At 67.4% G+C, this 19,321-nt stretch carries 18 protein-coding genes; 5 read left to right on the forward strand and 13 right to left on the reverse strand.

Annotation, left to right across the window (positions count from 1 at the left end; all coding sequences use genetic code 11):
• Positions 1–2 precede the first annotated feature (2 nt).
• From A5785_RS20965 to A5785_RS20985, 5 genes are read right to left on the reverse strand one after another with little or no spacing between them, the layout of a single operon-like run.
• Positions 3–266, reverse strand: a complete 264-nt coding sequence (locus tag A5785_RS20965; RefSeq protein ID WP_049697570.1) for a monovalent cation/H+ antiporter complex subunit F — start codon at positions 264–266, stop codon at positions 3–5.
• Positions 263–1,054 (reverse strand): Na+/H+ antiporter subunit E, encoded by a 792-nt coding sequence (locus A5785_RS20970; protein WP_049697571.1) that lies wholly within the window; start codon positions 1,052–1,054, stop codon positions 263–265. The genes A5785_RS20965 and A5785_RS20970 overlap by 4 nt, the downstream gene beginning before the upstream one ends.
• Positions 1,051–2,658, reverse strand: a complete 1,608-nt coding sequence (locus A5785_RS20975) for a Na+/H+ antiporter subunit D (RefSeq protein WP_049697572.1) — start codon at positions 2,656–2,658, stop codon at positions 1,051–1,053. Before A5785_RS20975 ends, A5785_RS20970 begins: the two co-directional genes overlap by 4 nt.
• Complete coding sequence (locus A5785_RS20980) at positions 2,655–3,344, reverse strand: Na(+)/H(+) antiporter subunit C (protein ID WP_049697573.1); 690 nt, start codon at positions 3,342–3,344, stop codon at positions 2,655–2,657. The genes A5785_RS20975 and A5785_RS20980 overlap by 4 nt, the downstream gene beginning before the upstream one ends.
• Entirely contained in the window at positions 3,341–6,265 is a 2,925-nt protein-coding gene (locus A5785_RS20985; RefSeq protein ID WP_064869084.1) for a Na+/H+ antiporter subunit A, read from the reverse strand. The genes A5785_RS20980 and A5785_RS20985 overlap by 4 nt, the downstream gene beginning before the upstream one ends.
• Before the next feature lie 75 nt (positions 6,266–6,340).
• Between A5785_RS20985 and A5785_RS20990 the strand changes: the two genes are divergently transcribed.
• Both A5785_RS20990 and A5785_RS20995 read left to right on the forward strand, forming a co-directional pair.
• On the forward strand, positions 6,341–6,757 hold the full coding sequence (locus A5785_RS20990; RefSeq protein ID WP_049697575.1) for a hypothetical protein: 417 nt from the start codon (positions 6,341–6,343) through the stop codon (positions 6,755–6,757).
• Between the two features lie 139 nt (positions 6,758–6,896).
• The gene (locus A5785_RS20995; protein ID WP_064869087.1) at positions 6,897–7,481 is read left to right on the forward strand and encodes a hypothetical protein; all 585 of its coding nucleotides are present in this window, start codon (positions 6,897–6,899) and stop codon (positions 7,479–7,481) included.
• 27 nt (positions 7,482–7,508) lie between these two features.
• Here A5785_RS20995 and A5785_RS21000 read toward each other — a convergent pair whose 3' ends face one another.
• The 4 genes from A5785_RS21000 to moeA all read right to left on the reverse strand — a co-directional run bounded on the left by A5785_RS21000 (position 7,509) and on the right by moeA (position 13,091).
• Positions 7,509–9,812, reverse strand: a complete 2,304-nt coding sequence (locus tag A5785_RS21000; RefSeq protein WP_064869090.1) for an AAA family ATPase — start codon at positions 9,810–9,812, stop codon at positions 7,509–7,511.
• Positions 9,809–10,915: a CDP-alcohol phosphatidyltransferase family protein gene (locus tag A5785_RS21005; protein ID WP_442902869.1), complete on the reverse strand. Its 1,107-nt coding sequence runs from the start codon at positions 10,913–10,915 to the stop codon at positions 9,809–9,811. The genes A5785_RS21000 and A5785_RS21005 overlap by 4 nt, the downstream gene beginning before the upstream one ends.
• A 1-nt stretch (position 10,916) precedes the next feature.
• Positions 10,917–11,741: a phosphatidylserine decarboxylase gene (locus tag A5785_RS21010; RefSeq protein WP_442902870.1), complete on the reverse strand. Its 825-nt coding sequence runs from the start codon at positions 11,739–11,741 to the stop codon at positions 10,917–10,919.
• Positions 11,742–11,843: 102 nt separating this feature from the next.
• Positions 11,844–13,091 (reverse strand): molybdopterin molybdotransferase MoeA, encoded by a 1,248-nt coding sequence (gene moeA, locus A5785_RS21015; protein WP_064869093.1) that lies wholly within the window; start codon positions 13,089–13,091, stop codon positions 11,844–11,846.
• Positions 13,092–13,158: 67 nt separating this feature from the next.
• On the opposite strand from moeA, the gene A5785_RS21020 reads away from it, so the two are divergent.
• The gene (locus A5785_RS21020; RefSeq protein ID WP_049697580.1) at positions 13,159–13,959 is read left to right on the forward strand and encodes an HAD-IIA family hydrolase; all 801 of its coding nucleotides are present in this window, start codon (positions 13,159–13,161) and stop codon (positions 13,957–13,959) included.
• 209 nt (positions 13,960–14,168) lie between these two features.
• On the opposite strand, the gene A5785_RS21025 is transcribed toward A5785_RS21020, so the two are convergent.
• The 4 genes from A5785_RS21025 to A5785_RS21040 form a co-directional block, all read right to left on the reverse strand.
• The gene (locus A5785_RS21025) at positions 14,169–14,648 is read right to left on the reverse strand and encodes an SRPBCC family protein (protein ID WP_049697581.1); all 480 of its coding nucleotides are present in this window, start codon (positions 14,646–14,648) and stop codon (positions 14,169–14,171) included.
• A 102-nt stretch (positions 14,649–14,750) separates the two neighbouring features.
• Entirely contained in the window at positions 14,751–15,182 is a 432-nt protein-coding gene (locus tag A5785_RS21030) for a DUF350 domain-containing protein (protein WP_005206677.1), read from the reverse strand.
• 78 nt (positions 15,183–15,260) lie between these two features.
• A complete protein-coding gene (locus A5785_RS21035; RefSeq protein ID WP_064869096.1) occupies positions 15,261–16,604 on the reverse strand; it encodes an NtaA/DmoA family FMN-dependent monooxygenase in 1,344 nt (447 codons plus the stop codon).
• Positions 16,601–17,803 (reverse strand): LLM class flavin-dependent oxidoreductase, encoded by a 1,203-nt coding sequence (locus A5785_RS21040; protein WP_064869099.1) that lies wholly within the window; start codon positions 17,801–17,803, stop codon positions 16,601–16,603. The genes A5785_RS21035 and A5785_RS21040 overlap by 4 nt, the downstream gene beginning before the upstream one ends.
• Positions 17,804–17,958: 155 nt before the next feature.
• Between A5785_RS21040 and A5785_RS21045 the strand changes: the two genes are divergently transcribed.
• Both A5785_RS21045 and A5785_RS21050 read left to right on the forward strand, forming a co-directional pair.
• Positions 17,959–18,144, forward strand: a complete 186-nt coding sequence (locus A5785_RS21045) for a hypothetical protein (RefSeq protein ID WP_064869101.1) — start codon at positions 17,959–17,961, stop codon at positions 18,142–18,144.
• Positions 18,141–19,304 (forward strand): LLM class flavin-dependent oxidoreductase, encoded by a 1,164-nt coding sequence (locus A5785_RS21050; RefSeq protein WP_064869104.1) that lies wholly within the window; start codon positions 18,141–18,143, stop codon positions 19,302–19,304. The genes A5785_RS21045 and A5785_RS21050 overlap by 4 nt, the downstream gene beginning before the upstream one ends.
• Positions 19,305–19,321: the final 17 nt, after the last annotated feature.

A 19,321-nucleotide genomic window follows, 5' to 3' on the forward strand; every position in this document is an offset into this window, starting at 1 on the left:
CCTCACGTCTGGTCGTCCCGGACTCGGAATCGGGCGATCGCGATCGACCCGACGAAGCTGAGTAGTGCCAGCGCCACGACGCCGGGCACCACGGTGGTGTCGCCGCTGTAGGCCGCCCACACCGCGAGACCGCACATCGCGAGCGCGATGAGAGTGTCGAGGGCGACGAGACGGTCGAGAGTTGTCGGTCCCATGAGCGCGCGGGCAGCGGTGAGCACGGCTGCGACGAGCAGCAGCGTGGCCACGATCACCCAGACGACGCTCATTGGTTCTGCTCCGCTTTGATCGACGCCCGCTCGGCGGTGCGCACGTGGTGATAGTCATCGTCGATGCCGTGGTACGGACTCGGGTGCCATTCGCTGTCACGCTCGAACGCCTTGATGAACATCCGCTCGACGAACGCGATCTGCCGGTGGAACGCCCGCACCTTCTTGTCTGAGCGGACATCGAAGACGTGCACGTAGATCAGCCGTCGACGATGGTCGATCTCCAGCACCATCGTGCCGGGCACGAGATTGAGATAGTCGACGGCGAGGGTGAGCACCATGTCGGATTTGATTGCCACCCGCACCCGGATGACCGCACCGAGTGGGCGATAGCCGGGTCGGATCGCGGCCCACGCCACCTGCGCGCTCGACACGAAGAAGTCGACGATCAGCCGTGCGATGAGCCAGAGCACCGACACGGGGTGGATACGGCCCTCGACCGGAACCCGCGGCAGCGGCAGCACGATGGAGATGACCAGCGCGAGCACGACGCCACCGATGATGTTGGCCCACGACACCGTGCCCCACAGCAGCACCCAGACAAAGGTGAGCCAGGCGAGGACCCACAAGCGGACGGCCAGTTCGCGGCCGTCGCTCGCGATTCGGCCGGGAAGCCGGATGTGTTCGCGAAGCCACACGAATACCCGGACGGTGTTCCAGAAGATGAACAGCAGCGACACGCGCCACGCATTGACGAGGAACGATCTCACGGGCCCCTTGCCGGGCGCGCGTACCGCCCCGGAGCTGCGGCGTCGGGGGTCTTGGTTGCCCTGGTCCTGGCTCGTCATCTGTCACCTCCCAGCACGCTGACGATGTAGTTGTCGCGGTCGGATATGTTGTCGGCCGCGCTGTCGGTGAAGCGCAGGATCGGGCCTGCCCAGAAGGTCAGCACGAGACCGGCCGCGACCATCAGCGCGGTCGGTACCACCATCGACGTCGGCATGCGGCCGACGTCTTCGCGGTCGTCGAAGGAGATGTCGGCACGCTCGTCGATGAGGGCAGACGGTGCGCTGTCGGCGAGCTCGCCCTCGGGAGCGTCGGCACGCGGTCGCCAGAACGCCTTGGTCCACACGCGGGCCATCACGTAAAGGGTCAACAGGCTGGTGATCACCGAACCGGCAACCAACAACCACGCGAGCACCGACCCGTCGCGAGTGCCCGCCTCGAGCAATCCGACCTTGCCGATGAACCCGGAGAACGGGGGGATACCGCCGAGGTTGAGGGCCGGGATCAAGAAGAGTCCTGCGAGCAGGGGACTCGCGATCAGGCCGCCGAGCCTGCGCAACGACGCAGAGCCCGCCTGTCGTTCGATCAGGCCGACGACCAGGAACAGCGTCGTCTGCACGAGGATGTGGTGCGCGACGTAGTAGATCGCCGCGGACAGTCCCAGTCGCGACGACAGCGCGATGCCGAAGATCATGTAGCCGATGTGCGAGACGAGCGTGAACGACAACAGGCGCTTGATGTCGGACTGCGCGATCGCACCGAAGATGCCGATCAGCATCGTCAGCAGCCCCGCGACCATCAGGATCGAATCCATCGATCCGCCGGGGAACAGCAGCGTATGTGTGCGCATGATCGCGTACACACCGACTTTGGTCAGCAAGCCTGCGAACACCGCGGTGACCGGGGCGGGAGCCGTCGGATACGAGTCGGGCAGCCACGACGACAGCGGGAACACGGCGGCCTTGATACCGAATGCGACGAGGAGCACCGCGTAGAGCGCGTTGCGGGTGCCCTCGGCCACGGTGTCGAGTCGCAGTGCCATCTCGGCGAGGTTCAGCGTGCCGGTCGTCGCGTAGGCGAACGCGATCCCTGCGAGGAAGATCAGCGACGAGAGCATCGACACCATCACGTACGACGCTCCTGCACGCACGCGCTCTCCGCTGGCACCGAGTGTGAGCAGCACGAAGCTCGCCGACAGCAGGATCTCGAACGAGACGAACAGGTTGAACAGGTCGCCGGCGAGGAAGGAGTTGCAGACGCCCGCGCACAGGATCAGATAGGTCGGCAGGAAGATCGACACCGGCTGCTGCGACGTGCCGTCGCGAATACCCTGCCCGATCGCGTAGCTCACCACGCACAGCAGCACCACCGTCGAGACCACCAGCATCAACGCCGCGAGCGGATCGACGACCAACGTGATCCCGAGCGGACCGTTCGGGTACCCCTTCGACCCCCACCCGCCGATATGGACCGAGAACGTTCCGTGTTCGTCGGTGAGGTAGAGCATCATGCCCGACGCAACAAGTGCGGTACCGATTGCGACGAGAGCGACAGCACGCTGCAGGATGGGGCTTCGACCGGCGAGCAGCGTGATCGCGGCACCGAGCAGCGGTACGAGCGTCGGCAGCGTGATGAGAACCGGAATCCACGAGGGCTGGGGGATCATCGATCGTCTCCCGGCTGCGGGGGATCACGCGGGTCGGCCGTTCCGGGATAGGGCTTGTCCGGATCCTGCAGATCGTTGCCCAGCGGCCACGTCATGTCGACGACGTCGAGGCCGGCTTCTGCGAGTTCGTCCTCCTCGCGCGAGACCTCATCGATGACGTCGTCATCGTCTGGCATGAGGTCGGTCTCGATCTTGGTCCGGTGCAGTGCGGCATACTCCTCGGGTGTCAGTGGGTTGCCTTCGTCGTCGAACAGGTCGCCGAGTGGTGTGTCGGCGCCGGTCTCGGGGTTGTCGCTGCGGTCGCGGTCCGGTGCGGTCTGCAGGTTCGTGTTGAGGACCTTGCGATCCTCCACGTCGTCTTCGAGGTCGTCGTCGTCTCGGTTGAGGACGAACAGGCGGTAGACCATCGCGAGGATGAACGCGGCGACACCCATCGTGATGACGATCGCCGTGAGGACCATCGCCTGCGCGAGAGGGTCGGCGTCCTGCGTGCGGTGATCCGACGTCCTGCCGAGGATCGGCGGATTTCCCGGAGGTCCCGCGAGGGTGATGATCAGCAGGTTGATGCCGTTTCCGACGAGCAGCAGACCCAACAGCATGCGGATCAGGCTGCGTTCCATGAGCAGATACGAGCCGCAGGCGGCGAGGATCGCGACGATGACGAGGAGTCCGAGATTCACGCTCATCGGCTTGCCTCCCCGGGTACGCGCATGATGGTGCCTGCCGGGATCGAGGTCTCGACGTCGAGACGCGCGCCGAGGCTGCGCAGGATGTCGAGCACCAGGCCGACCACGATCAGGTAGATGCCGAGGTCGAAGAACAGTGCGGTGACGATCTTGATGTCGCCGAGCAGCGGCAGCGTGACCTTGAGGACCGCCGACGACAGTGCGGGCGCACCGAGCAGCATCGATGTCGCCGCGGTGCCCGCGGAGATCAACAATCCTGTTCCGAGGAACTTGCCGGGTTCGATGGGTAGCGCCTCGCCGAGTTCGTAGCGGCCGCCCGCCAGATAGCGCAACACGAGTGCCAGTCCCATCGTGAGACCACCCGCGAACCCTCCGCCGGGAGCGTTGTGGCCCGCGAAGAAGAAGTAGATCGAGAGCACGACCATCGTCGGGAAGATCAGACGCGTCGTCGCCTCGAGCACCATCGACCGGTGGCGTGGGTCGCGGAACTCGCTGCCGCGCAGCCACGTCGTGCGATCCGGCGGGATCGGGTCGTCGTCTTCGTCGTTCTGGCCGTTCGGGTTGCCGTTGGGGCCATTCGCGAGCATGCGTGCGGCGTCGGACACGCGCGGTGCGGCACCGAACCTGCGGTTGCGGAACACCATCGACGCGACGCCCGTGGCTGCGACGATGAGGACGCTGATCTCGCCCATCGTGTCCCACGCGCGGATGTCGACGAGCAGCACGTTGACCGCGTTGGCGCCGTGGCCCCACTTGTACGCGGCTTCGGGGATGTCGACCGAGACAGGCTGTGAGTTGCGCGCGGCCGCGGCGAACAGGCCGATGACCACGAGGCTGACACCGACCGCTGCGCCGATGAGTGCGCGGACCGCCTTGAACCCCGTCGCGTGCCGCGGCTCGGGTTCTGCGGGCAGCTTGCGCAGGACCAGCACGAAGATGACCAGCGTGAGCGTCTCGACCAGGAACTGGGTGAGCGCGAGGTCGGGGGCGCCGTAGAGAGCGAACAGCACTCCGCAGCCGTAGCCCGTGACACCGACGATCAGTGTTGCGGCGAGTCGGTTGCGCAGCAGGACCGCCGCGATCGCCGCGGCGGCCATGATCCCACCGATCACCACCTCGATCGACGAGTCGAATCCGCGCGGCGAGAGTCGATCACGTGCACCGAGGAACAGCACTGTGACGGGCAGGATGATCGCGGTGCACATGATCACGCCCTGCGTGATGGGCAGCGAACCGCGCTGGGTGTTGCGCGTCAGTGTGAGCGAGAGAGAGTCGGCCGTGCGCAGCGTGGCGTCGTAGATGCGGTCGGCGTTGAGTAGCGGGCGGTAGCGGAACAGCACATCCCGAAGACGTCGGATCAGCATGAACAGCGCTGCGCCACCGACGATGACGATGATGGAGAAGACCACCGGCAGCCCGAAGCCGTGCCACATGGCCAGATGCTCGATCTTGTGGCCGTACGACGGCAGGGTCTCGGCGTAGGGCTCGAAGGCGGTGCCGATAAGCGGGCTCAGGAAAGCGGTGACGACACCGAGTACCGCGAGGATCGCGGGTGGCGTCTGGAACGCGACCGAGGGCGGATGCATCTGTGCGACGACGCGGCTCGGGAGCTGGCGCACCTTGCGACCGAACGCGCCCCACAGGAATCGCGTCGTGTACGCCATCGTGATGATCGACCCCGCCAACAAGACGTAGTCGACGGTCTCGGCCTGCCAGTGCTGCAGCGATCCGGTATCCCAGATCGAGGCGAACGCGGTCTCCTTGCCGACGAACCCCATGGTGAACGGCAACCCGGCCATGCTCGCACCCGCGATGGCGGCGATGAGGGCGAGGGCGGGCAGACGGTGGCCGAGGCGGGCCAGCTTGCGGATGTCGCGTGTGCCTGTCGAGTGGTCGATGATGCCGACGACCATGAACAGTGCGGCTTTGAACATCGCGTGCGCCACCAGCATCGCCAGCGCGGCCATCGCGACGTTCGCGTCGCCCATGCCGAACAACACGGCGAGGAAGCCGAGCTGCGACACAGTGCCGAACGCGAGGATGAGCTTGAGATCGAGTTCGCGAAGCGAGCGCCAGCCGCCGAGCAGCATGGTGAAACAGCCGAGCCCGATCGTCATGACCTGCCAACTGGTGAGGCCGGAGAAGCCGGGAGCCAACCGCCCGATCAGGTAGATGCCCGCCTTCACCATCGCCGCGGCGTGGAGGTACGCGCTGACCGGTGTCGGCGCGGCCATCGCGCCGGGCAGCCAGAAGTGGAACGGGACGATCGCGGACTTGCTGACGGCGCCGATCAGCACCAGCACGATCGCGACGTCGACAAAGATGCCGCTCGACGGCGGGTGCGCCACCAGGTCGGAAAGCAGATACGACCCGGTTCGTTCGCCGAGCATGATGATGCCGACGAGCATCGCGAGTCCGCCGAGGGTGGTCACGAGTAGTGCCTGCGTCGCGGATCTGCGCGAGGTGGCGCGGACGTGATAGAAGCCCACGAGCATGAACGACAACACCGTGGTGAGCTCCCAGAAGATATAGAGCATCAGCATGTTGTCGCTGGCGACGAGTCCGAACATCGCCGCTGCGAACGCAATCATCTCGCCACCGAAGATGGCGACCCGTGGGCGAGCGTCGTCGAAGTAATTGGCGCAGTAGCAGAGCACCAACGCCCCGACACCGAGGATCAGCACCGACATGATGGCCGTGAGCGTGTCGAAACGCATCACGAAATCCATCTGCAGCGTCGGAGCCCAGGTGACCGTCTCGACGCGAGGAGGATCGTGCGCGTGTGGCCAGTTGAGCAGGACCCAGATCAGTCCGCCGAGCGGAGCGAGCGCGAGTACGTAGAAACCCCTGGTGCCGAGCGCATGAACGATGGCGGGTGCGATGAGCGCACACACGGCCAACGCGGCCAACACCGAGATCAAAGGGCACTCCGTCTTTCGTCGTCTGGCGGGGTGTCACGGAGCAACTGCCCGCTCGACTATCTTACCGTTGCAGTCATGTCGCGCTTAGTCAGGTTCACAGTCGTTCTGCTGACGTGCACGCTTGCGCTGGTCATCGGTGCTTGCGGGTCCGACGAGGACAGCGGTCTCAAGGGAGTGGCACTACCGTCTGATTTTCCCTCCGATCAGGTTCCCCTGATCGACGGAACGGTGCTGACTGCGTCGGGTGATGCGACCAAGGGCTGGTCGGTGACGGTCCAGGCACCCGCGGGCGATTCCGGCGTCCTGGACACCGCGGTCAAGAAGTTGACCGACGCCGGCTACACCGAGTCGCAACGAACGTCGCAGAACGGACAGTCCGTCGTGGTGCTGACCGCGGACAAGGCAGGCAAGACGTACTGGGTGAGCGCGGGTGTCACCCCTGCCGCCGCGTCCGGCGGGTCGTCGGTGTTCTACACGATCACGACGAGCTGAGGTTCACAGCCGACTGCCAGAGAGTGGGCAGTCGGACGCAAGGGATGCCACGCACCGTGGACGGCACTGTTGATGCGTCATCAGCGCGCCGAACGTCGGCGCTGTTCGACGACGCACCCGAGCGCAGGGAGTCCCCACGATGTCCGCACCCACCACCGGAGAACACTCGACGAACCCCGAGTACCCGACGAATCCCGATCACCCGACGCCAGGGCAGTCGGCTTGGCAGGCGGAAGCGCCTCCGGCCGGTGACTCTGCGCAGCCACGAGCCGACCAGGTGCCGCCGAAGGTCAAGAACGCGATCATCGCAGGCGGGATCGGGCTGGCGGTCGGGTTCGGACTGCTCGGCTTCGGCGCGGGGTACGTCGTGGGCCACGACAACTCGTCGGGCCAGAGCCAGATGCGCGGCCCCGGGATGAACGGTGGCGGCATGAACGGGGGCGGGATGCCCGGCATGAACGGTGGTGGCATGAACGGTGGTGGCATGAATGGGGGCCAGATGCCTGGCATGAACGGCGGCACGGGCCAGAACGGGCAGCTTCCCAACGGTCAGCAGGGGCAGATGCCGAACGGCCAAGTGCCGAACGGCCAGCTGCCGAATGGCCAGCAGGGCCAGACCCCGAACGGGCAGGTGCCCAACGGCCAGCAGGGCCAGACCCCGAACGGGCAGGTGCCCAACGGCCAGCAGGGTCAGACCGGGCAGGCCGGCACCCAGACCAGCTGAACCCAGCCGTTCACTCGCCCCAGCTGTTCACTCACTCCGTCGGTCGGCGTAGGCGCGCAGATCCTCGACCTGTGCGGCGTCGAGTGACGGTCGCACCCGGGTGCGGGCGTCGACGACGTCGTCGGCGGTGACGGTCGCGGCGTCGATGTCGCGGCGCATGGCTGCCAGCGCCGCCTCGCGCAGCAGCGCGGCGCAGTCGGCGGCCGAGTAGCCCTCGAGGTCGGCGGCGAGCGCGTCGAGGTCGATGCCGTCGGCCAGGGGCACCTTGCGGCCCGACGTGCGCAGAATCTCCGCGCGGGCTTGCGCGTCCGGTGGCGGGACGAAGACCAATCGCTCCAGCCGCCCCGGACGTAGCAGTGCCGGGTCGATGAGGTCCGGCCGATTGGTCGCGCCGAGGACCACGACGTCCTGCAGCGGCTCGACGCCGTCGAGTTCGGTCAACAGCGCGGCCACGACGCGATCGCCGACGCCCGCATCGGTCGACTGGCCGCGACGCGGGGCGAGGGCGTCGACCTCGTCGAGAAAGATCAGCGACGGCGCCGATTCGCGTGCCGCGGCGAACAGGTCGCGCACCGCTTTCTCCGACGACCCGACCCACTTGTCCATGAGCTCGGCGCCCTTGACCATGTGCACCGAGAGCATGCCCGACGCCGCAAGCGCGCGTACGACGAAGGTCTTGCCGCAGCCGGGTGGTCCGTACAGGAGCACACCGCGCGGCGGCTCGACGCCGAGCCGTGTGAACGTGTCGGGGTGCTGCAGCGGCCAGAGCACGGTCTCGGTGAGAGCCTGCTTCGTCTCGGTCATGTCGCCGACGTCGTCGAGGGTGATGGACCCGACCGCGACCTCGGGGGTGCGTAGCCGCGAGACGGGTCGGATGACGTCGAGTGCCCCGATGAGATCATCGTCGGTGAGTGAGGGCGCCGCATCGCTGGCGCTTGCCCTCGCGGCCGCACGCAAGGCTGCCTCGCGCGCGAGCGCAGCCAAGTCGCCTGCGACGAAACCCGGTGTGCGCGCGGCGATGTGGTCGAGGTCGAGTGCACCGTCGGTGGGTACTCCGGTGAGGATCACCCCGAGTATCCGTGCGCGCCGGGCGGCGTCGGGTAGTCCGATGACGAGTTCGCGGTCGCACAGGTCGGGAGCGCGTAGGCGTTCGTCGAGCCCCGCGGGTTCAGCGCTGGTGACGATCAACGCGATGTGGTCGTCGGACGTCGACGTCGCGTCGGTGGGGCTGATCGCTGCGCGCAGTTCGTCGAGGATCAACGTCGAGACCGGCTCGGACTTCGCGGGCAGCAGGGCGTCGACGTCGGTGATCAGTAGCACCCCCGAGCCGGAGCGTCGGAGATCGGCGATCGCGTCGCTGACCGCGCGGAGGCGGGCCGAGGCCTCGAGCGATCCGATGGTTGGTCCGTCGATCGTCGTCAATGTCCTTGCGGCACAGACGGATCGCACAAGTGTCGCCTTCCCGGACCCTGCCGGACCGGAGAGCAGCACGCCGAGTCGGGGAGTGGCCCCGAGCGCGCGCAGTACGCCTGGCTCGTCGAGCGTGATGCTCAGCCACTCGGTGAGTTTCGCGACCTGCGCGTCGACCCCGACCAACTCCGATGCCGGGCGCACCACGTGCCCCGGCGATTCCGCACCCGGCGGTGTGGTGAGCCAACCGCGCCCGACCCCGCCTGCTGCCGCGCCGACGGCGCCGCGACTCTCGCCGACAACGCCGGGACTCGTGTCCGCGGCGCGAGGTGCTGCACCTACGCCGCCGCGTGCGGCGTCGACGCCATCCGACGCCCACAGCACGGCCGTCGACGGCTGCACGCTGACCGGCGACCCGGGATCGGTTGCGGTGACCGTCAGCAACTCGTTGGTCCAGGTGATCCCGACCGACAACGTGAGCGCGCGGGTCGCGGCGCTCGCGCTGAGTTCCGGACCGAGGTCGCGTGGAAGCAGCGACACCGCATCCCCGACCGACAGCACCTTGCCGAGGAGTGCACGCCGCAGCGTCGCCTCGTCGACGCCTCGACTCGCAACAGCAGAACCGGTGACGACGACCCGTGCCGCACCGTGCACGGCAACCTCGGAGAGCACGACGGAAGCGTTTTCCTTGATGCCCGCGTTGGAGAACGTGATGTCGTCGAGCAGTAGCGTGCCGGTCGGCGTCCCCGACGGTGCTGCCGCGACGACGGCTGCGGTGACCCGTGCACCCGTGATCGACACCGCGTCCCACTCGCGCAATCCGAGCGCCGTCAGCGCTTCGGGATGAGCGCGGACGATCCCGCGGCGCGAATCCGCAGCCGACGTATTGAGCCGAGCGGTCAGAGTGAGCTGCGCGTTCACCTGGCTTCACCGCCGGCAGGGGCGTCGGTGACAGGGGCGTCGGAAAGGGGGACGTCGGAAGCGGGGGCGTCGGAAACTGTGGTGTCGGAAACCGGGGCGTCGGAAACACTGTGCGGCGCCGTGGGTTCAGAGCCCGGGATGTGCAGGCCGAGTCGCGCGGTCGACTTGCGCGGTGGCAGCGTGCGGCGCGGCTGGCCGCGGGCGATCGCCCGACGTTCCGCCCGGCGCTCGGCGGGCGGGGCCTCCCAGTGTTCTGGCCGCGCCTGTACCCAGCGTCGACTGCGCCAGGCGAACGGAATGTGCACGGCGTATGCCGCCACCAGGATGATCATCAGCACGTATGGGTAGGTCAACAGCAGTGCTGCGCCGATCGCGACCAGGATCAACAGGCCCGCAAGCTTGCGCGGATGCACAGACGACGTCTTGAGCGATGCTGTCGGAACTCGACTGACCGCGAGCAGCGCCACTACGACCAACCACAATCCGACGACCAGCGGCGAGGTCCACCATCCGTCGCCGAACTGCTGGGCGAGCCCGATCGGCAGCAGGGCCACCAGGGCTGCTGCGGGCGCGGGGACACCGACAAAGAAGTCACGGGTGTAGCCGGGGGCATCGGTGTCGTCGAGCAGGGTGTTGAACCGCGCGAGCCGCAGCACGATCGCGCAGCAGTAGATCAGCGCGAATCCCCAGCCGAGGTCGTGTCCTTGCAGCAGATAGAGGTACACGATCAGTGCAGGCACGACGCCGAAGTTGATGGCATCGGCGAGTGAATCGATCTCGGCGCCGATCTTGGTGGTCGCGCCCATCAGCCGGGCCACCCGGCCGTCGATGCCGTCGAGCAGTGCCGCGGCGACGACGAGTGCCATCGCAAGGTCGACGTTGTCGTTGATGACAGCGCGTACCGCCGTCAAACCCGCGCAGATCGCGAGAATCGTCAGCGCCGACGGTACGAACATGCGGCCCGCTGCGGCCTGTCGCCGCAGTCTGCCCTGCTCGTCGTTCGATGCCGAGCCCCGGGGGACTCGACGTCGCGTCGACCTCATCGACGGATTGCGGTAGTGCAGCGGGGTGCGGTCTACGCCCGCTCGATTGTTGGTCGGCATGTCACCCGCCGTCGCGGACGCGGGTGGTATCCGAGGTACTCAGCGTGGCGAGCGGGGTCTCGGCGCCGACGGTGCGCTGCCCGACCAACACTCGTTGCTTCGTACCCGGCGGGAGGTAGACGTCGACGCGTGAGCCGAACCGGATGAGTCCGTAGGTGTCGCCGATGGAGAGGTGATCGCCGACCTTCGCGGTGCAGACGATTCGACGCGCAAGCAGGCCGGCGATCTGGACCACGGCGATGTCGGAGTCGCGGGGTGTCGGGTCGGGATCGTCGCCGTCGGAATCGTCCCCGCCGTCGGGGCGCACGACCATCGTCGTGCGCTCGTTTGCCGAACTCGCCTCCGGGAGGTCGGCGGACACGAACGAACCGGGCGTGTGCGTCACCGACAACACGCGACCGCTGATCGGGACGCGCTGCACGTGGACGTCGAAGATCGACAGGAACGTCGAGACGCGCGGTCGGGGCTGGTCGCCGAGACCCGATTCCGCTGGGGGCACGGCGTCGTCGACGAGGCTGACGATCCCGTCTGCCGGAGCCACCACGACGCCCGGCTCGGTCGGCGGAACCCGTGAGGGATGCCGGAAGAAGGCTGCGCACGCTCCTGCCGCGGCGGTCGCGGGTACCGCGATCCACCGATGTCGTCGACCAACCACCGCCACCGCCGATGCCGCAGCGACGAACGGGAGGCCTGCCGGGTGGATCGGGGGAAGGGTCTCGCGCGCAAGAGCAACGAGGTGCGTCGGGGTCAGGCCGGAACGGATCGGACCGTCGGATTCGGTTGCCGGATGTTGTGCTGATGCGTCCGGTCGCGGGCGCCTGGCCACCTGATCATCCTCCCGAGTCGGTCGCGCCGGAATTGCCCGTCGCGTCCGTACAGCTTAGCGATGCCAGACAGCTGCGGTTCCGGGGTCTGGGGGTCGCAGACGTCACAGAACGACGACGTCGACGACCGAACCCGCAGGCAATGCGGTGGTCGCGGCAGGGATGTCGATCAACGCGTTCGCCCCCGCGAGGTATCGCAGATGATGCGACCCCGGCGGACCTATCGGCTCGACGACCAGTTGGCCGTCGACGCCCGGGAGCAACGACTCGTCGACGACTCCGCGCATGAACTGCCTTTTGCCCTCCGGTGATCGGATGTCGCTGCCGAGCGTGGCTGCGACGCGCGGTCGGTCGGGTGACAGGCCCATCGCCGCGCGCAGGGGAGGACGGATGAACACCTCGAACGACACGAGTGAACTGACCGGATTTCCCGGCAACGTGATGATCGGGACGCGACGGCCGGCCGGGTTGAGGTGATGCCCACATCCCTGCGGCATCCCGGGCTGCATGGCCACCTTCACGAACTCGACCGGCCCGGCGTCGAGTGCCTCCTTGACCACCTCGTAGGCCCCGGCGCTCACGCCGCCGGAGGTGATGATCAGGTCCGCGTCGGCCGACGCCTCGTCGAGGCGCTCGAGGAAGTCCGCGACGTCGTCGGGCACGAAGTGAACGTGCCGCGCCAGTGCGCCCGCCTCGGTGAGTGCCGCGGTGAGCATGGCGCCGTTGGATTCGTAGATCTGACCGTGCTGCAACGATTTTCCCGGCTCGACGAGCTCGGAGCCGGTCGACAGCACCACAACCCGCAGCCGTCGGGCAACCGCGACGTCGGCGAGGCCGAGCGCCGAGAGGAGTCCGATCTGTGCCGCCCTGAGCACCGTGCCGGCGGGTAGCGCGACGTCGCCGCGCGCGATGTCGGAGCCTTCGCGTCGAATGTGCTTTCCCGCCTCGACGCCCGAGCTGAACCCGACCGTCGAGTCGGGCACGTGGTCGACAGAGAAGTCGCCGTCGGTGAGCTCCACCGGCACAACGGCGTCAGCGCCGTCGGGCAGCGGTGCGCCGGTCATGATCCGCGCGGTCGTCCCCGGTGCGAGTGTCACCAGACCCGTGCGGCCGGCAGGAATGTCGTCGACGACGGGCAGCCGGACCGGCTCCGCCGCACTGGCACCGGCGATGTCGTCGGCCCGCACCGCGTATCCGTCCATCGCGGAATTGTCGAAGGCGGGCATCGCGAATGCCGCGACGGCGTCGTCGACGGTGGCCATACCCAGCGCATCCGCAACCGCGACGCGGACCGTTTCCGGAGGCCCGAACAGCTCGCTGACGATCTTCTGATGCTCGGCGACGGAACGCATTGGCCCAGCATGCCACGTAGATCGAGCCCGTCCTGCGCTCGCGCCCGACGGGCACTAGATTCGATGCATGACGCTGGGGCTGCTGCTCGACATAGACGGGGTGATGGTCACCTCGTGGCATGCGCTGCCCGGCGCCGTCGAGGCGATCGAAGAACTCTCCGAGCGCGGCTACCCGCGAATGTTCTTGACCAACACCACATCACGGTCGCGATCACAGATCGCCGAAGCGCTCGGCAACTGCGGATTCGAGGTCGAACCCGACGAGATCCTCACCGCCGCCAAACTCACCGCCGAATTCCTGGCCCGCAACTATCCCGGCAAGCTCGCCTGGGTTCTCAACGAGGGACCGATCGCCGAGGACATGACCGGCGTCCCACTCACCGACGATCCGAACGAAGCTCAGGTCATCGTCCTCGGCGGCGCCGGGCCGGTTTTCACCCACACTGCGCTGTCGACAGTGCTGGAGAAGATGCTCGCCGGTACCCCGGTCGTCGCGATGCACCGTTCGATGATCTGGTCGACGGCCCGTGGACTCTCGATCGACACCGGCGTCTACCTCGAGGGCCTCGAGAAAGCCTCGGGTCGAAAGATCCGCGCGATCGGCAAGCCCTCGCCACTGGGCTTTCGCGCCGCCGTCGAACTCATGAATCTCGAGCCGACCCAGGTGGTGATGGTCGGCGACGACATGCACAACGACGTCCTCGGCGCCCAGGCCGCCGCACTCATCGGCGTGCTGGTGCGCACGGGCAAGTTTCGCGAAGACGCGCTGCGCGCCCTGCAGCGCGACGAGTTCGGGCCGGTGCCCGACCACATCATCGACTCCCTCGCCGACCTCCCGGCCCTGATCGAGAAGCTCGACGGCGCCTGAGCCTGCCCACTCGACCGTCTGGGGCGCCCACTCGACCGTCTCGGGCGCCCACTCGACGCGAAGTGCACCCGTCGACTGTGCGCTCGAGAGCGTCGACTGGGCGCTGTATCCGGCCGACTGGGCGCTCTATACCGTCGACTGGGCGCTGCATTCCGTCGACTGGGCGCTCTATCCCGTCGGCTGGGCGCTGTATCCGGCCGACTGTGCGTTCAGGCGGCCCGGGCGGTGCTCGATTCTGCGGCGCGCTTGATCTTGCCGAGGGTCTCGGCCATCCCGACCTTGAGCTCTTCCTCGAACGAGTCGGAGCCGCCGAACACGAGGTCGACGAGCGTCGACGACACCTTGGTGGTCTTGCCGCCCGCGGCTTCCCGACGTTCCGTCACCGTCACGCCGCCCGACGGGTTCGGCTCGATGGTGTAGCTCCACACCGTGTGGTTCTCCGCGACGCGGAACCCGATCTCCTGGTTGGGTGCGAACCGAACGACCTTCGACGTCGTCGGCCAGGCGAGCGGTCCGCGACGGTTGATGTTGACGGTGCGGGTGCCCAGCTTCACAGGCCCGCCGATGATGAACATCTTGGCGCACTGCGGACTCCACTCGCCCATGCGGGCGAGGTCGGAGATCACGGACCAGACCTGCGTGGGCGTGGCGTCGATGTCGATGGACTCTTCGATCAGTGCGGCGGTCATGGTTCCCCCGGGTTGTGCGTTGCGGACGGTCGATGACCGACGGTGTCGCCGGTCACAGCTCGCATCACCCTAGAACGCCTATTGTCGGACAGTCAATAAGGCTCAGACGATGAGCACGGTCCCGATCATCGCCGCGACGCCGACGAAGACCGCGGCAGAGATCCATCCCGCGGGATGCGCGTCGTTCTCGAGCAGGATGGTCCCGAGCTTGCCGGGCGTGAGCCAGTCGATGAGCACGAATGACCACATCATCACCGCGATGGTCAGCACCGCGTAGGCGAGCGTGTAGAGCAGCGCCTTCCACAACACGAGGGTCACCGTGTCGACCACCGAGGCGACCAGCACGAACGCGATTCCGACGACCATCGACGTCGTCAGGATCATCGCGTTGCGGTTGTTGTCCACCCAGACGAGCTGCCGAAGTCGGCCCGGCGTCACGAGGTCGAGGGCGCCGAACCCGACGACCATGAGCGCAACCCCCAGGAGGCTGAACGACGCACCCCAGGCCAGATTGGTGCCGAACACTGCGTCCACCTGTGATCTCCCCTCGTCGCCGACCCTCTGGTCGGTGCGTGGTCGCCGGTGCACGCGGGCGCGACACCCACGAAAACCCTAACCCGCGACGACCCCTGCGAGCCCGAGGTTCTCACGCAGTGTCCGACCCGGATACTCGGTCCGGTACACGCCGAGGTCTTGAAGCTCGGGAATCACGTCGTCGACGAAGCGGTCGAGGCCGCCCGGAGTGACGTGTGGAACGAGGATGAAGCCGTCACTCGCGTCGGCCTGCACGAAGCGGTTGATCTCGTCGGCGACGGTGCGCGCCGAACCGACGAACGCCTGACGCCCCGTGACCTCGATGATCAGCTCACGCGTCGTGAGCTTCTTCGACTCGGCCAACGCGCGCCAGCGGGCTGCGACGTCGCGTGGGTCCTCGTGGATGCGGACACTGGCTCGCCCCTTCGCGACTGTGTTCTCACCGGGCAGCGGGTCGATGCTCGGCAGCGGGCCGTCGGGATCGTGGTCGTGGAGGTCTCGATTCCAGAGTTGCTCGAGGAACTTGATCGCGGTCTGTCCGCTGACCTGCGCGAGTCTGATCTCGTGCGCGAGTTCGGCGGCGTCGGCATCGGTGTCTCCGACGACGAACGTCGCGGCGGGCAGGATCAGCAGATCCTCCGGTGTCCGCCCGTGTGCGGCGAGACGTCCCTTGACGTCGGCGTAGAACGCCTTGCCGTCGTCGAGCGTCGAGTGTCGCGAGAAGATCGCGTCGGCGCGCGCGGCGGCGAACTCCCGACCCTCGTCCGAATCGCCCGCCTGGAAGATGACCGGCCTGCCCTGCGGGCTGCGCGGCACCCCGAACGTGCCGCTGATGTCGAACTGCGAGTCGAGGTGCGCGAACTGTCCGGCGTGTGGCCTGCGCAGGAATTCGCCGGCGGACCGATCGGCGACGATGTCGTCGCGTTGCCACGAATCCCACAGTTCCACAGCGGTTTCGAGGAACTGCCGAGCCCGCACGTAGCGCTGATCTGCGGGAAGATATCCGCCGCGGCGGAAGTTCTCGCCGGTGAACGCATCCCACGATGTCACGACGTTCCAGGCGGCGCGACCGTCGGAGAGGTGGTCGAGCGACGCGAATTGCCTTGCCACCTCAACGGGTTCGTTGAACGTCGAGTTGATCGTCCCGGCGAGTCCGAGGTGTTCGGTGACGGCCGCGAGTGCGGCGAGAATCGTGAAGGTATCGGGTCTTCCGACGACGTCGAGGTCGTAGATCTTGCCGTTCTGCTCGCGCAGCCGGAGCCCCTCCGCGAGGAAGAGGAAGTCGAACAATCCGCGCTCTGCGGTCTGCGCGAAGCGCGTGAACGACGAGAACTCGATGTGGCTCCCGGCGGCGGGATCACTCCAGACCGTCGTGTTGTTGACGCCGGGGAAGTGCGCCGCGAGGTGTACCTGCTTGGTCATCGGACACCGCCTGACACGGTCGCACGTGAGTATCGATTGACGGGATGGCGCAGACCCAAGGTCTCCCGAAGGGTCTGTGCTCCTGAGGTTTTCGCTTCCGAGTCGACGACCAGACCGCGTCGACGCAGCTCGGGCGCGAGGTCGTCGGCGACGCGGCGTAGGTCGTGCCCGATCGCGGCCGGGTGTAGCCGGACACCCTGTACCGCACCTGCACGCTCCTCGATGAGGTCGGCCAATCCTGCTGCGGTACCGACGAATTCCTGTGTGCCGTCGTCGAAGTGAGTGCCGAGCCAGTCGTCGTACTGCGCTCGACGACCAGCCGCCGACGCCTGCGTGTCGTCGAGGTAGACGACGAGGTCGTCGTAAAGTCGTAGGTCTTCTCGGCGATCGCTGTCCGACGCTGCGAGCACCTCGTCGAGCGTCGCACGGTCATCTGGACTCGCGAAGAACCCGATATCGGCGCTGCCACTGAGCAATTCGAGTGACGCGGGATCGCCTGCCGAGACCGTCGTCGCGATGATCGGCTGGCCCTGTGGGGGTCGTGGTGTGATCGACGGACCGCGCACGGAGAAGAACTCGCCCTCGAAGTCGATGTAGTGCAATCGATCCCGGTCGATGAAGCGACCGGTCGCGACGTCGCGGATCTCGGCGTCGTCCTCCCACGAATCCCACAGTCGGCCGATCACCTCCGCGTACTCGGCAGCTTCTCGGTGCAGCGCAGCGCGATCCAACGCCACCTCGACGTCGCGACGCCCGAACAGTGAGACGTTCTCGGGTCGGTCGTCGACGGCCAGCACGACTCCCGCACGTCCACCGCTGACGTAGTCGAGCGTGGCGATCGCCTTCGATGTGTGGAACGGCTCCGTGTGCGTCACGGTCACGGTGGGCAGGAGTCCGATTCGCGAGGTGAGCGGTGCGATACGTGCCGCGATCAGCACGGTGTCGAGCCTTCCGTTGACGAGGTCGGTACGCACCGGCGGCGCGCCGGCCGACGACTCGCCGGGCAGTAGCGGTCGGGCCTCGAATCCGTCGTCGAGCGTGACGAGATCGGCTCCCGCGCGTTCGGCGGTGACGATCGCGTCGCGCCAGTAGCTCGCGCTGAACAGTGCGTCCGGTCTGGCCTCCGGGTCTCGCCAGGCGGCCGGGTGTCGACCGGCGCCACGCAGTCCGATGGCCAACGACAGCGTTGAATCACTCACGACTCGTCTCAACGGTCGGCCCGCTCGAGCCTCTTCCCGACCGCGACCAAAAGATCAGCGTGAGCGCAACCGTTCTCTCGATCGTCATATGGGTGCTTACTGGGACATTGCGGACTGGGAACAGAGCTGCCGAAATTCGAGCTGCGGGAGTGACGATGAGCTGGTTGTCCAAGGTGGGCGGGTTGTCGCAGATGGTCGAGACGCACCACCAGATGTTGTTGCGCGGAGCCGCTGGCCTGACGCCCGAATCGTCGGCGGCGTGCTACCCGGGATTCGGCGACGTCGACGCCGGCGTCAGCACACAGACCGCTCACACCAACCCCCAGCGCGTCCGCCGATGACAGCGAAAGGCGCTGCGCCGCTGCCACTCTCAGTCCTCGACCTTGCGCCGGTCAGTGAGGGGTCGACACCCGCAGAGGCGGTGCGGCGCAGCATCGCGCTGGCGCGCGCGGCCGAGGAGTGGGGCTATCGACGCTTCTGGCTCGCCGAGCACCACTTCGTCTCGGTCGGCTCGTCGTCGACCGCCACGCTGATAGCCCTGGTCGCTGCCGCGACCGAGTCGATTCGGGTCGGTAGTGCGGCAGTGCAACTCGGGCATCACACCGCGGCGTCGGTCGTCGAGGCGTTCGGCACCATCGACGCCGTGTTTCCCGGTCGCCTCGACCTCGGGCTCGGGCGGTCGGGGCAGAAGCGCACCGAAGCGCTCGCCGCCGCGGCGTCGGCGCCCAAGGGCCCGAAGGGTCCGCCACCCGCGACCGAACCCGAACGCGTCGTCGACGGCCTGCTCCTACCCGAACCGTTCTTCCTCGCGAGCATTCTGTCGTCACCGCTCATCGGCGCCACCGCGGCGGCACTGGAGTTCGAGGGGGCCGCGCAACCCGACTTCGCCGACGCCGTCTCCGACATCCTCGCGCTGCTCGACGGCGGTCTGCGCGTCGGCGACGTCGAATTGCACGCTGTCCCAGGCGAACACGCCGACCTCGAGGTCTGGGTGTTCGGTAGCAGTAAGGGGCAGAGCGCGCAGGTCGCGGGCGCAGAGGGTCTGCCGTTCGTCGCGAACTATCACGTCAGTCCCGCAACGGTTCTCGAGGCGGTCGAGGCCTACCGGGCCAACTTCCGTCCGTCGGCCCGACTGCGCGAGCCGTACGTGGTGGTGTCCGCAGACGTCGTCGTTGCCGACAATGATTCGACTGCAACACATCTCGCGTCGACCTACGGTCACTGGGTGCACGACATAAGGACCGGTCGGGGAGCGCAACCCTACCTCGATCCCGAGAACGCCGCGCCGCTGACCGATGAGCAACGCGCCGTTGTCGACGACCGAATCCGCACGCAGTTCGTCGGCTCGCCGTCGACCGTCGCCGAGCAACTCGACACGCTGGCACGCGTGACCGGCGCCGACGAGCTCGTGATCACCAGCGTCACACACGATTTCGACGACCGGCTTCGTTCCCATCAGCTCCTGGCAGCAGAATGGGGGCTCACCGACTCACGTCGATGAACCCCCATCCGGTGCGA

Source organism: Gordonia sp. 852002-50395_SCH5434458, assembly GCF_001665905.1.
Taxonomy (GTDB): Bacteria; Actinomycetota; Actinomycetes; order Mycobacteriales; family Mycobacteriaceae; genus Gordonia; species Gordonia jacobaea.